We start from the raw sequence: 13,724 nt of genomic DNA on the forward strand, positions 1-13,724 counted from the left end.
AGGATAAATCATGAGACAATTTGAATATACGAGTGTAACTTCATTTGGAGAAGCCTCCGCAATGCTGGCCAGGGGAAATGCTGATATTTTGGCCGGCGGGACGGATCTGATTAATGTTTATAAGCATGCCATTCTGAACGAAAGCCCCGCAAGTGTTGTCGACCTTAAGACAATTCCTGATGCTGCGGGTATTGTGGAAAATGAGGGGAGTATTACGGTTAAGGCTTTGACCAGGTTGACCGATGTTGCTGAGTCTCCTGTTCTTCAGCGTAGCGCAAAGGCTCTGGCTGATGCTGCCCATTCTGTAGCCACGCCTTTGATTCGCAATGTCGGCACTATTGGCGGAAATATCTGCCAGGATGTACGCTGCTGGTATTATCGCTATCCGCATGAAATCGGTGGGCGCATGGACTGCTCCCGCAAGGGCGGCGCAACTTGTTATGCATTGCAGGGAGAAAACCGCTATCACTCTATCTATGGCGGCATGAAGACGCATGTGAATCCCTGCGGCAAGGGCTGTCCGGCCGGCATCGATATTCCGGCCTATATGGAGCAGATTCGCAAGGGTAACTGGGATGAGGCCGCAAGGATTATTCTGAGGGTGAACCCTATGCCCATGTGTACTGCCCGTATCTGCCCGCATCCCTGCCAGGACAACTGCAACCAGTGTCAGTACGGCGAGAATGTAGGTATCCATTGTGTTGAACGCACTCTGGGTGATTACATTCTCAAAAATGTCGATAGATTCTATGTGAAACCCACCAGGGAAACCGGCAAGCGGGTAGCCGTTGTCGGCGCAGGTCCCGGTGGCCTGACTGCCGCTTACTTCCTGCGCTCTCAGGGACATAGCGTAACTGTGTTCGATACCCATGAGAAGGCCGGCGGTGTACTGTATTACGGTATTCCTCATTATCGTCTGCCAAAGAGTATTGTTGAGGGCTATGTACAGGCTGTTGCCAATATGGGTGTGAAGTTCATCATGAATACTACCATTGGCAAGGACATCAGCATGGATGAGCTGGTGACGGATTATGACAGTATTTATTTTGGCACCGGCGCATGGAAGCAGCCTATACTTGGCATTCAGGGAGAGGAACTGACTGAGTTCGGCCTGAACTTTTTGGTAGAGGTCAATACCTTCCTGAAGAAAGCTATCGACAATGATGTTCTGGTCTGCGGCGGTGGTAACGTGGCTATGGACGTGGCGCTGACGGCGAAGCGCATGGGTGCAAAGCATGTCTGTCTGGTCTGTCTGGAGCAGGAAAAGGAAATGCCCGCGACAGCGGAAGAGATCGCCCTTGCAAAGGAGGAAGGTGTTGAAATCTTCAACGGCTGGGGATTGAAGGGGGTTGTAACTGATGATGACGGAAAAGTGATTGGCCTGGAATCTATGAGGTGCGTATCCGTCTTCAATGAGGAGCATCGTTTCAGTCCTGTCTATGATGAGAACGAGACCTGTGTATTTGATGCGACTACCATCATTCTGGCTACCGGTCAGCGTGTGGATACCAGCTTTCTGGGTGACAAGTTTGGTGCGCAGCTCAAGACGGCTCGTGGATTGTTTGATGTTGACATGGAGACATATCAGACAAAGAACGACAAAATCTTTGCAGGCGGCGATGCAGTCACCGGTCCCGACATTGCCATTCGCGCTATTTGCTCAGGTGGTATAGCGGCAAAAACCATGAGCAAGAAAATGGGTTATCCAGTGGAAGCCCCCGCTGAAAGCAAGGCCTTCCTCTCCTACGATATAAACGGCATCAAAAAGACGGAGAGCAAAAAGCTTACTGAACATGCTTTGGGTGAACGTTCACTGACAGACGAGGATGCCTCGTCTCTAAGCCTGGAAGAGGCGCAGGCTGAGGCAGGACGTTGCATGAACTGTGGCTGCTACAGCGTCAACGCTTCCGACATTTCCCCTGTGCTGGTTGCGTTGGACGGTAAAGTGATTACCACAAAAAAGGAAATCGCAGCACGCGACTTCTTCGCGACCAAGTTAAAGGCCTACGATATGTTGGATCAGGATGAACTTGTCACCGCGGTGAAGTTACCTGACAGACCCGATTATGTGACAGGCTATGAAAAGATGCGCATCCGTGAAGCCATAGATTTTGCTCTGGTCAGCCTGGCTTATGCATATAAGCTGGAGGACGGCAAGCTTGTGGATGTATCGCTGGTTATGGGCGGCGTAGCGCCGATTCCAGTCAAGCTGGATGAAGTGGAGGAACTGCTGAAGGGTAAGACGCTCAGCCGGGAATTGGCAGAAGAAGCAGGTGCTTTGGCCGTGAAGGATGTCATCCCCATGTCCATGAACCACTACAAGGTCAATACGGCGCGGGCCATCGTCAGTCGTTTCGTGGAAGCGTTACTGTAAAGTTGTTTACTGTCCCTGATGGATTACGCTGTCCTCGGGACAGCTTTCATGATAGAATAAAGGAGGTAAGAAGTTGACTGCTATACGGAAAATTCTGAAAGCATTTTTGGTAGGTGGCTGTTTTGGCTTGATCGGTCAGTTACTGATTGCCTTGTTCGCAATATTTATTTCCGATGCAACTATGGTTATTATGGTAAGTATTCTCGCTTTTGGTGTTATCGCTGTGGTAATAATTGCAAACGGTTTCTACTTTAAGGTTGCCGAGTTCGGTGATAGCGGCGCCGCAATTCCAGTTTGCGGACTGATGTTTGGCGCTGCTACCTCAGCGGCGGCTGCGCAAAAGGCCGGTGCAAAATTAGAGAAGGCTTTCATTGTAGGCTTTTGGAATGTATTGAAGATCCTGGGCACAGGATTTGTCATTGCATTCATACTTGGCCTGCTGTTGTGCTAAGGAGGGTGAATCATGGCTTTTTTGTATGCATTTTTGATTGGCGGACTCATTTGTGCGCTGACACAATTTCTGACAGAAATCAAAATATCTTTTCCTCTTGTGGCAATCCTGCTGATAGCCATCGGTGGAGGCGTTCTGACTAAACTCGGCGTAATTGATTTTTTAAATAGTCTTGGCGCCGGCGGTGTGAGCGTAACTGCGCTGGGCTGTGGTAACGCAGCTTACAGTGCAGGCGCCACCCTGGTCAAGACCGGTTCGGTGACACCGTTGATTCTGGTTGGACTGTTGAACATCATTCTGATCGCTTTAGGCGCTGCCTGTGGGAGTACGCTTTTTAAAAAATTTTCTGAAGCCATTCCGGCGTCTGACAAAAGTCAAAAAAACAGTGACGTTTTGCAGAACGTCAGGCATGATAAAACGCCGGACGACCTGATGTTGTCTGAAGGAGGATGCCATGAGCAAAATCGCAGTACCGATCAATAAGGATTCCATTAGTTTGACACTGGAAAATGCTCCGCTCTATCAAGTTTTTAATGTTGATGGCAAAACCATCATCAGCATTACTGACCATGAACTCGAAGCAAATTTGAGTCGCCAGCTGCGTTCCCATCAGGTGGATGCCGTTCTCTGCGGTATGCTGCAGAACCAGACGCGTCGTGATATGGCAGTAGCTGGTGTAGCTGTATTTGCAGGCGTTTATGGAAATGCCAGACGTGCGGTACAACACTTTATTGAAAACGAATTAAACTGTGAGCCAGATACAGGTCGTGCCTTTTTTGCAGGACATTATTCGCCCTGTGCTCATGAAACCGAAATATAAGGGGGGATTTCTCTATGGCTACAGTTCCGGAAAAGCTTGCCGCTTACGCAAAGATGGAGAACATTATGCCGCCGGATGCGCAATGCACCGGCTGCGTGCAGGGAGATGACCGTCTAGTTATATTGGGCTTTAAGACGGAACGGGAGCTTATTACTGAAATTGGTTATCTTTCTTCCGACGCGAAGTTGCCCATACTTCACGCATGTATGAATGCACTGTGTGAATTGATGAAGGGCAAAGCAGTTGTTACGGCAGGTCTGCCGCAGCGTAATGCCATTGCAAAACTGTTAAGCGACAACGGCACCCTGTCTGAAGCTGACCAATCCTTTGTCATCATGGCGGAGCTTGCTTTGAACTACGCAGTTTGCGATTATGCAAGCAGATGTAAAGAATAGCTGCGACAGAATCCAGATCGTGAACTATGACAAAAACCACGGCCCCGGCCGATACCAAACGGTATCGGCCGGGGCTGTGGTGATACAAAAAGCAAAAGTCAGCTGCAGTTTGGAAACTCTATCTAAGTCCAGAAAAATACTTGATTGTTCACAAATAGTTTATAAATATGACATTAAGACGTAACAAATACCATATATAATAATAAGTGTCCTAAGGAAATATCTTAGCGAAATTGAAAATGATGTATTTGAACATAACATATAAATGGAAATGTTGGTAATTACCAAAAGGTGTCTGTGGTTGCAGGGCACGGTAAATTCAAGTGCAACCTCCAGAAGATACTGTAAGTAAAGTTTGTAGCATTACCCCCTTAAAATTATAATTTAAAAATAAGACATTGACTGTTTGCAATGCCTTATTTTTTTATTGAAATAATGAAAATTTATTGGTAAGTTAATATTATTAAGACTTTTTAATGTGTTATTAATCTTTTAGTAATATTGATTGTATAAAATAAAATTGGTGATAATGAAAAAACCAATATAGAAGGTGATACTTTTGATAAAAAAGTTCGACGATTTTATTTTGGAATTCATACAGGATAATATGCGCAGACCAGCTGTGGATAAAGCTATGATGTTTACTACAGCTTTGGGAAATGGAGGAGTACTTTGGATTGCAATAGCTCTGTATTTAATGCTGTGCATGGATTATAAGACAACGGGAATTATGGTATTGGTTACTTTAATTATAAGTACTATATTTGGAGAAGGAATAATGAAGCACTTGGTTAGAAGAATAAGGCCCTGTAATTGTAAAAATGATCTTCAACTTTTAATTTCAAGACCCATTTCTTATTCCTTTCCATCAGGTCATACCTTTTCTTCCTTTGCAGTAGCAGGTGTTTTGTCAGCTCAGTTCAGTGAATATAAGGTAATATTTTTGTTAATAGCATTTTTAATAGCGTTTTCAAGGGTATACCTTTGTGTTCATTATCCCACTGATATAATATCAGGAGCCATACTTGGACTGTTATGTGCTAAATTGATACTTCTATTTTTAGGCTGTAATTATTTCCAGAACAATGTGTTAAATATATTTAACCGTAATATAAACCTTTATTAATATTGATGAGATAATATATATCCGTAAAGAAAATTAATGGAGGTAATTAAATGGAAAAAGCATCAAAGCAAGTTTGTTTGATTCAGAATAAGACCGTTGAAAGTAAAAAAATTATAAATATCGTGGAACCTTATCTGTATATTATCCCATGTATAGTCATATTTTTGGGATTTACCTATTTTCCTTTTTTTAAAACTATATATTTAAGTTTGTTCAGTACTAATGCCCAGGGAGAGCCAAGCTCCTTTGCAGGTTTCTCCAATTATATTGATTTATTTAAGGATCCCTCTTTTATAAATAGTGTCGTTGTGACTTTTAAATATGTAATTGTGACTACAATATCAGCTATACTCATTGGACTTATGCTTGCACTTTTATGTGATAACAAGTTGAAGTTCAAGGGACTTTTCAGCACTATGTATGCCATGCCCATGGCAGTATCCTCTGCTTCTGCGGCAATAATATGGATGCTTTTGTTTAATCCAAGCATAGGTTTTGTTAATTTTCTCCTGGGAAAGAGTATTGGCTGGCTTACAAGTCCCTTCTGGGGATTTATAGCAGTATCCATAGTAGGTGTATGGCTAAATGCCTGTATAAATTTTATTTTTATAACTTCCGGTCTTCAAAATATACCGAAAGAACTAGTAGAAAGTGCATCAATAGATGGAGCAAATTATCTTCAAAGGTTGAAAAATGTAATACTGCCCTGTCTTTCTCCAACTCTTTTTTTTGTACTCATTATAAATATCATAAATGGATTTCAAACTTTTGGTCAGATAAATATAATGACTCTGGGAGGGCCTGCCGAAGCCACTAATGTTCTTGTATATTCCATTTACAGAAATGCGTTTTTTAACAGCAGATTTGGCGCCGCCAGTGCTGAATCCATAGTCTTGTTCCTGCTTATGTTTGTCATAACCCTGCTTCAATTCAGATATGAAGATAAAAAGATTTTTTATAAATAAATGTGGAGAGGTAATGGTACATGAAAAAAAATATAAATAAAATAATTCTTTATATTGTGAATACAGTATTTGGTATTATAACTATAGTGCCTATTTTATATGCCCTTGCTGTTAGTTTTATGCCGCCGGAGCAAATATTTTCCTATCCGCCCAAATTGATACCTAAGGAATTGTATTTAAATAATTATACAGATGCTTTGAATGCTGCTCCCATAATGAAATTTATAGTCAACAGTTTTGTAGTATCTCTGGGGGTAACTATAGGTGAGATTTTCACATCCTGTCTGGCAGCTTTTTCGTTTTCATTTTTTGATTTTAAAGGTAAAAAGGTATTGTTTGTAATTGTAATAGCCACTATGATGATACCGGCGGAATCCATTATGATATCAAATTATTTGACGGTAGGATCTTTTGGATGGCTGGACAGCTATAAAGCTCTCATCATTCCCTATTTAAGCGCCGCCATGGGAATATTCATGATGAGACAGTATTATCTCACTCTTCCGAGGGAACTCTATGAAGCCGCAAAGATGGATGGCTGCAGCAATTTTAAATTTTTTACCAGAATAGTTTTTCCCATGTCGAGGCCTATTGTAGGATCTCTTGGTGTATATACTTTTTTAGTTACCTGGAATCAATATCTATGGCCTCTGCTTGTAACCAGCAAGGACAGTACAAGAACTGTTCAGATAGGTATAAGTATGCTGCAGTTCTCTGAGAACCAATCTTTTGGACTTATAATGGCAGGTATTATAATGGTGCTTTTACCTTCAATTATAATTTTCATATTTGGTCAGAAGCAGCTTATTGAAGGCATGACTTCCGGTGCAGTAAAGGGGTAGTTGTAAAATTCATATAAAAAATATGCCAATAATTAATTTTGAGAGGAGAAAAATAATGAAAAGGAAATTCATAAGTTTATTATTAGCTTCGTTGATGGTAGGAGGTATTTTTACCGGATGTGGAAGCAACAATTCAGGTCAATCCTCAGGATCCGGCAAAACTGTTCAGATTACATTCTGGCATTCCATGTCAGGTAAAAACGGGCAGGCACTTACCAAAATGGTCAATGATTTCAACAGTTCCCATAAAGACATTAAAGTCAATGCGCAATTTCAAGGGAAATACGATGAGGCTATAAATAAATTAAAGAGTGCGGAGAGAGCAAAAAATGGGCCTGATGTTATGCAGACCTATGATATAGGTACCAGATTTATGATAGACAGCGGATGGGTAAAGCCCATGCAGGATTTCATAGACAGTGAAAAATACGATACATCCAGCTTGGAACCTAACATAGCAGGATATTATACTGTGAACAATAAATTGTACTCTATGCCGTTTAATTCATCAACTCCAATACTTTACTACAACAAGAATGCTTTTAAAGCTGCAGGGCTGGATCCTGAAAACCCTCCTAAGACATTTTCAGAACTGGAAAGTGCAGCGGCAAAGCTTACTAAGAAGGACGCTTCAGGGAAGGTAACTCAGTATGGTTATGCAATGGCCATATATGGATGGTTCTTTGAACAATTCATAGTTAAGCAGGGACAAAATTATGCAAATAATGGCAACGGCAGAGAGAAAGCTCCTACAGCTGTGGAGTTTGATAAAAATGGAGCAGGCGTAAAAGTATTGGATGAATGGCAGAAACTAGTTAAATCCGGTAATGCAGCTAACTTTGGAAGAAATGAAGATGATACGGAAAATGCATTTATAGCAGGCAAGACAGCTATGTACATTGAATCTACAGCAGATTTGTCGGCTGTACTAAGTGGCATAGGAGGAAGATTTGAAGTAGGAACTGCAGCTTTACCATCTTTTGATGGAATAAAGGACGGCGGTGTATCAATAGGAGGAGCCTCATTGTGGGCACTTGACAGCAAGGACACTGCCAAGGAAAAAGCAACCTGGGAATTTATAAAGTACATGGTGTCACCGGAAGAGCAGGCTTACTGGGCCAGTCAGACAGGATATTTCCCTGTTACCAAAAAAGCTTATGATGTTCAGACAATGAAGGATAATCTGAAGAAAAAACCTCAGTTCCAGACAGCCATAGATCAACTTCATAATTCTCCTTCCACAGCTAAAGGTGCACTTATGTCTGTATTCCCGGAGGCAAGACAGACTGTTGAGACAAATATAGAGCAGATGCTTCAGGGTAAACAATCTCCGGAAGAGGCTGTTAAGAATTCGACAGACAGCATAAATTCGGCTATAGAGAAATATAATCAGAATAACAAGTAATATATGAGGAGAAAAAGGAGAGTACAGTGGTAATGGTCAAAACTTTAAATATTGCACACAGAGGATTCAGCGGAATGTATCCTGAAAACACCATGCAGGCTTTTAGAAAAGCAGTGGAAACAGGTGCGGATGGAATAGAGACAGACCTCCATATCACAAAAGACGGCGCAATAGTTCTCTGTCATGATGAGACAATAGACAGGACTACGGATGGAACCGGGTTCATAAAGGATTATACTTGTCGGGAGCTTATGAAGTTCAATGCCGGACATGGAGAAAGAATTCCAAGTTTGGATGAGCTGTTAGATTATATGAAGGATAAAAATCTTCTCCTAAATCTTGAACTTAAAAATGATATTGTACATTATAAGGATTTAGAAAAATATACAATAGACAAGATTCATCAATATGGATTAGAAAAAAATGTGATAATATCATCTTTCAATCATTATTCTATGCAGAAAGTAAAAGAGTATGACAGCAGTATTAAGACAGGGCTGCTGTATGGATTACCAATTCATAAACCGGGAGAATATGCAAGGAGGATAGGGGCTGATGCACTCCATCCTCTCTTTTCCCTTATTATGGATAAGGATATAATTGGCGATATAAAGGAAAATGGTATACTTATAAATACCTATACTGTAAATAAGGAAAGTGATATGAAAAAGCTTATTCATTTGGGAGTAGATGGTATAATAACGAATTATCCTAATGTGCTTAAAAAATTAATTTAGGAAATGATGTTTAAAAGGAAGGAGTATAGTAAAGATGGCGAATTTATCCCTGCGGCACATATGCAAAACTTATTCAGGTAATGTTGACACCATTAAAGATTTTAATCTGGAAATAAAGGATAAAGAATTTATAGTATTCGTGGGGCCTTCAGGCTGTGGAAAGTCCACTGTTCTTAGAATGATTGCAGGGCTTGAGGAGATAACCGGTGGAGAGCTCTATATAGATAATCAGCTTGTGAATGAAGTGACACCCAAGGATAGGGATATTGCTATGGTATTTCAGAACTATGCATTGTATCCGCATATGACTGTTTATGATAATATGGCCTTTGGACTTAAAATGAGAAAAGTACAAAAACTTCAAATAGATCAAAAAGTAAAAAATGCTGCTAAAACGCTGGATATATATGATTTGCTTAAAAGAAAACCTAAGGAATTATCAGGTGGACAAAGACAGAGAGTGGCTATGGGGAGAGCTATAGTCAGAAATCCAAAAGTATTTTTAATGGATGAACCTCTGTCAAATTTGGATGCCAAATTGAGAGTTCAGATGAGGACAGAAATATCAAAACTTCATAAGAAGCTTCAGACCACCTTTATATATGTAACCCATGATCAGACAGAGGCAATGACACTGGGTACAAGAATCGTGGTAATAAAGGACGGGGTTATACAACAGGTGGATACTCCGCAGGAGATATACAATCACCCTAAAAATGTATTTGTGGCAGGATTTATTGGAAGCCCACAGATGAATTTCATAAATTCCAAATTGGATCATGTAAATGGAAAACTTGCAGTTTTATTCGAAGGAGAACAGATAATTCTGCAGGATAGTATATCAAATGTTCTGGAAAAGAAGGGTTATGTGGGTAAAAATATTATAATTGGAATAAGACCTGAAAATATAAGAATACCTGGAGAAAACACAGAAAATGAATGTCTGGTGGAATTCAATGTGGACTTAACGGAACTTATGGGAGCGGAAAGCTATATATATTTATCTAAAGGTGAATCCAATGTTATAGCCAGGGTAGAAGGCATAGTGAATTTTAAATCCGGAGATAAAGTCAAATTGGCTTTGGATACAAGTAAAATTCATATTTTTGATATGGACACGCGATTAACAGTATTGTAGTATGATTTTCATAGTTAAAATTTGAGATCACGGCTAATTTTTAAATAATGGCCGTGATTTTATTATTGACATTGGGATAGTAAATATTTATAATGTATTTAAAATATGGAATAGCGTTTCATATATAGAATAGTGAGGTGAATTGTTTGAACAAGGCAATTTTAAGAGGCTTAGATATTTTAAAATTTATCGGTGAAAGGGAAGAACCTGTTACTATAGCTGAATTAAGTAGAAGCCTGAATATACCTAAAACCAGTGTGTTTAATATTGTAAATGCACTGGTTGAAAGAGATTTTCTCTCGATAAAGGATAAAAAGTTGAAGAGCTATGAATTGGGTATTGGTGCATTTAAGCTTGGAAGTCTATATTTAAATAAAACCGAATTGATTAATATTGCAGATCCCATCTTAAAATTGGTAACTGATAATATAGGGGAAACTGTATTTTTAGCAGTAGTAAACAATAATGAGCTTGTATATATAGATAAGAAAGAATCAAAAAAAGCATTGAGAACAACTGCTGATTTGGGATCAATCATGCCTCTCTATTCTACAGGTTTAGGGAAAGCTATTTTGGCTACTTATAGTGAAGCAGAAATTAGTGAATATCTATCCAAAGTTAAATTGATACCAAGGACTAAAAGTACATTGGTAAATCCTGAAGACTTGCTAAAAGATTTAGAGGCAACGAGAAAAAGAGGGTATTCCATATCTGATGAGGAAAATGAAGATGGTATATTCTGCATAGGCGTTCCGGTATATAATAATGTAGGAAAAGCTATAGCTGCAGTATCTACTTCAAAATTGAAAGTTAAAAAATATGATGAAAATGTGGAAGAAAACAAGAATTTTATAATAAAGGCAGCTTTAGAAATTTCAAAGAAACTTGGATATACAAGAGAAAAATTATTTTGAGATAATAAGCTAAAAGCATATTATATATAAAAATAATTCTAAGGATAAAATGAGGAGGAAGTTTTAATGTTTAAAGGAATTTATACACCAATGGTCACTATTTTTGATGATAAGGGAAGTGTTAATAAAGAAGCTACTAGGATTTTAATTGAAAAGTTAATTTCTAATGGCATTGATGGTATTGTAGCTCTTGGAAGTACGGGAGAATTTTTTAGTATGTCGCTTGAGCAGAGAAAAGATTATGTGAAATTTGTATGTGAAGTTATTGCAGGGAGAGTTAAGTTTATAGTTGGGACAGGCTCCAATAACATAGAAGAAGTGCTGGAATTAAATAAGTTTGCAGAGAGCATAGGTGCGGATGCAGTTTTGATTGTAACTCCTTATTATTTTAGTTTAAATGATCAGCATCTCTATGAATACTATTCTATAACAGCCAGAAATACAAAATTGCCTATATTGTTATATAATTTTCCAGATAGAACAGGGACTAATTTATCACCTGATCTTGTGTTTAAACTGGCCGTTGATTTTGATAACATTGTTGGTATAAAGGATACCATTGATTCCATAAGCAATGTAAGAAAATATAGTGAAAAATTCAAAAATTCCCAAAGTGGTTTTTCTATATTTTCAGGATTTGAAGAATACCTGATACCCAATTTACTGTCACAGGGTTCAGGGATTATAGGGGGACTTACAAATATAAATGCCAAAATATTTATTGATGCTTATAAAGCATTTCAGAAAAAGGATGTTGACAAATTGATGATCTGTCAGGGCAAGATAAATAAATTGATGGGAATATATAATCTCATGGATCCATTTATGATAACATTGAAAGAAGCAGTAGGTATGCGTTTAAATATAAATATTAATACATCTTTAAAAAATTACAGTATCGAAGCAGATGAAAATATAAAAAATAAAATAAGGGAATTTATAAATATAAAATAAAAAGGGATAAAAATATTGAAAGATTAAGGAGGTAAGTTATGGATAGGCCTAAAGTATTTATAGCAAAGCCTGTTCCTAAAGAGGTGGAAGAGTTTATTGCTAAATATTGTGACTATAAAAAATGGGATTCCGATTCAGAAATATCTGAAGGGGAACTCATTAAAAATTTAAAGGATGTTGAAGGCCTCTTAACTTCAGGAACTAAAATCAATGATAGAATTTTGGCACATTCACCTAGGCTTAAAGTTGTTAGTGATATTTCTGTCGGATATGATAATTTTGAAATAAATGCTATGAAACAAAGGAAAGTGATAGGAACCAATACACCTTTTGTATTAAATGAAACCGTGTCAGATCTTATAATGACTCTTATTATGTCTACGGCTAGAAGAATCTCTGAATTGGATTCCTATGTAAAAAAAGGTAAATGGAAAAAAGATATTGACAGCAATCTTTTTGGAGTGGATATAAATCATGCCACTTTGGGAATCATAGGAATGGGTAGAATAGGTGAATGTGTGGCCAGAAAGGCAAAGTTTGGTTTTAACATGAATGTTTTATACCACAATAGAAATAGAAGGTTAAATATTGAAAATGAACTAGGTGTACAATATGAAAGCCTTGATGATTTACTTAAAAAGTCTGATTTTATTTCAGTAATGGTTCCATATAATAAGAATACCTATCATATAATTGATTATAAAGAATTTGATCTAATGAAGAAGTCAGCGATTTTCATAAACGCTTCTAGAGGGCAGACGGTTAATGAAAAGGCATTGGTGGATGCTTTAAATAACAATAAAATACTTGCTGCAGGACTGGATGTTTATGAAACAGAACCAATAGATCCTGAAAATCCTCTTTTAAAAATGACCAATGTTATAACTTTGCCTCATATTGGTTCAGCTACTGCGAAAACTCGTTTTGATATGGCAATGCTTGCTGCGGAAAATTTAGTAAAAGCAGTACTTGGAAAGACTGTACCCAATATGGTACCTGAATTGAAAGATTTAGTATAGATTTTTTTGTGCCAAGTTTTGTCTATTATAATAGTGAATTTATATTTTTTAACTTCTACGGGTATAAAAGCAAGAGATGCTTTGAATTAGTTTATGGTAGTTCAAAGCATCTTTTATTTATTTAAATGATATGGGTTGATAGTATAATGTAAATGAAATAAGCTTTTATTTAGTAATCCCAATCGTCAAAATCAAATGGAAATATGATTGGGAATATCACTGGACCAAATCCAGGATAATATGGACGTCTACGTCTGCGCCTTCTCCTGCGCCTTCTTCGGCCGTGTTGTCTGTATGCTGAGTCAAGATCAATTGGCTCTTCTATGCTTTCATCGTCATATTGGTCCGCTGCAGACGGAGCATAGGGACAATTGTAAAGGGGGCAATAATAGGGGTAAGTATTTCTAGTATAATCATAATTTTCCATGGATTCCTCGTTGATATCTTTATTGTCGTTGTTCATTAAATACCTCCATAAAATTTACTACAATAATATATTATGGAAATAGAGCTAAAATTGTTAATAAAATTATAATGTAAAGTTGTAATTTTTATTTAACTAAAAGTGTATACTTTGAAAATTT

At 38.3% G+C, this 13,724-nt stretch carries 15 protein-coding genes; 14 read left to right on the forward strand and 1 reads right to left on the reverse strand.

Annotation, left to right across the window (positions count from 1 at the left end):
- Positions 1-10 precede the first annotated feature (10 nt).
- The 14 genes from LN736_RS06070 (at position 11) to LN736_RS06135 (ending at position 13,140) form a co-directional block, all read left to right on the forward strand.
- Positions 11-2,374, forward strand: coding sequence for an FAD-dependent oxidoreductase (locus tag LN736_RS06070; protein WP_229981203.1), 2,364 nt, complete (start codon positions 11-13; stop codon positions 2,372-2,374).
- A gap of 73 nt (positions 2,375-2,447) precedes the next feature.
- Positions 2,448-2,825 carry a SpoVA/SpoVAEb family sporulation membrane protein gene (locus LN736_RS06075; RefSeq protein WP_150356472.1) on the forward strand — a complete coding sequence of 126 codons (378 nt, stop codon included), beginning with the start codon at positions 2,448-2,450 and terminating at the stop codon, positions 2,823-2,825.
- A 12-nt stretch (positions 2,826-2,837) separates the two neighbouring features.
- Positions 2,838-3,308, forward strand: a complete 471-nt coding sequence (locus LN736_RS06080) for a SpoVA/SpoVAEb family sporulation membrane protein (RefSeq protein ID WP_229981204.1) — start codon at positions 2,838-2,840, stop codon at positions 3,306-3,308.
- On the forward strand, positions 3,280-3,645 hold the full coding sequence (locus tag LN736_RS06085; protein WP_229981205.1) for a NifB/NifX family molybdenum-iron cluster-binding protein: 366 nt from the start codon (positions 3,280-3,282) through the stop codon (positions 3,643-3,645). Before LN736_RS06080 ends, LN736_RS06085 begins: the two co-directional genes overlap by 29 nt.
- Before the next feature lie 14 nt (positions 3,646-3,659).
- Positions 3,660-4,040 (forward strand): hypothetical protein, encoded by a 381-nt coding sequence (locus LN736_RS06090; protein WP_229981206.1) that lies wholly within the window; start codon positions 3,660-3,662, stop codon positions 4,038-4,040.
- Positions 4,041-4,590: 550 nt separating this feature from the next.
- Positions 4,591-5,166 carry a phosphatase PAP2 family protein gene (locus tag LN736_RS06095; protein WP_326839067.1) on the forward strand — a complete coding sequence of 192 codons (576 nt, stop codon included), beginning with the start codon at positions 4,591-4,593 and terminating at the stop codon, positions 5,164-5,166.
- A 50-nt stretch (positions 5,167-5,216) separates the two neighbouring features.
- Positions 5,217-6,131, forward strand: coding sequence for a carbohydrate ABC transporter permease (locus LN736_RS06100; protein WP_229981207.1), 915 nt, complete (start codon positions 5,217-5,219; stop codon positions 6,129-6,131).
- A 20-nt stretch (positions 6,132-6,151) separates the two neighbouring features.
- Entirely contained in the window at positions 6,152-6,973 is an 822-nt protein-coding gene (locus LN736_RS06105; RefSeq protein ID WP_229981208.1) for a carbohydrate ABC transporter permease, read from the forward strand.
- A gap of 55 nt (positions 6,974-7,028) precedes the next feature.
- The gene (locus LN736_RS06110) at positions 7,029-8,378 is read left to right on the forward strand and encodes an ABC transporter substrate-binding protein (protein WP_229981209.1); all 1,350 of its coding nucleotides are present in this window, start codon (positions 7,029-7,031) and stop codon (positions 8,376-8,378) included.
- A 32-nt stretch (positions 8,379-8,410) separates the two neighbouring features.
- Positions 8,411-9,115, forward strand: a complete 705-nt coding sequence (locus LN736_RS06115; protein ID WP_179978199.1) for a glycerophosphodiester phosphodiesterase — start codon at positions 8,411-8,413, stop codon at positions 9,113-9,115.
- Positions 9,116-9,149: 34 nt separating this feature from the next.
- Positions 9,150-10,253: an ABC transporter ATP-binding protein gene (locus LN736_RS06120; protein ID WP_229981210.1), complete on the forward strand. Its 1,104-nt coding sequence runs from the start codon at positions 9,150-9,152 to the stop codon at positions 10,251-10,253.
- A gap of 137 nt (positions 10,254-10,390) precedes the next feature.
- Positions 10,391-11,167 (forward strand): IclR family transcriptional regulator, encoded by a 777-nt coding sequence (locus tag LN736_RS06125; protein WP_229981211.1) that lies wholly within the window; start codon positions 10,391-10,393, stop codon positions 11,165-11,167.
- Between the two features lie 66 nt (positions 11,168-11,233).
- Positions 11,234-12,121: a dihydrodipicolinate synthase family protein gene (locus LN736_RS06130; protein ID WP_179978197.1), complete on the forward strand. Its 888-nt coding sequence runs from the start codon at positions 11,234-11,236 to the stop codon at positions 12,119-12,121.
- A 38-nt stretch (positions 12,122-12,159) separates the two neighbouring features.
- On the forward strand, positions 12,160-13,140 hold the full coding sequence (locus LN736_RS06135) for a 2-hydroxyacid dehydrogenase (RefSeq protein ID WP_150356482.1): 981 nt from the start codon (positions 12,160-12,162) through the stop codon (positions 13,138-13,140).
- Between the two features lie 169 nt (positions 13,141-13,309).
- Here LN736_RS06135 and LN736_RS06140 read toward each other — a convergent pair whose 3' ends face one another.
- On the reverse strand, positions 13,310-13,603 hold the full coding sequence (locus LN736_RS06140) for a hypothetical protein (protein ID WP_150356483.1): 294 nt from the start codon (positions 13,601-13,603) through the stop codon (positions 13,310-13,312).
- Between the last annotated feature and the right edge of the window lie 121 nt (positions 13,604-13,724).

The organism is Clostridium aromativorans (genome assembly GCF_020908015.1).
Classification (GTDB): domain Bacteria; phylum Bacillota; class Clostridia; order Clostridiales; family Clostridiaceae; genus Clostridium_B; species Clostridium_B aromativorans.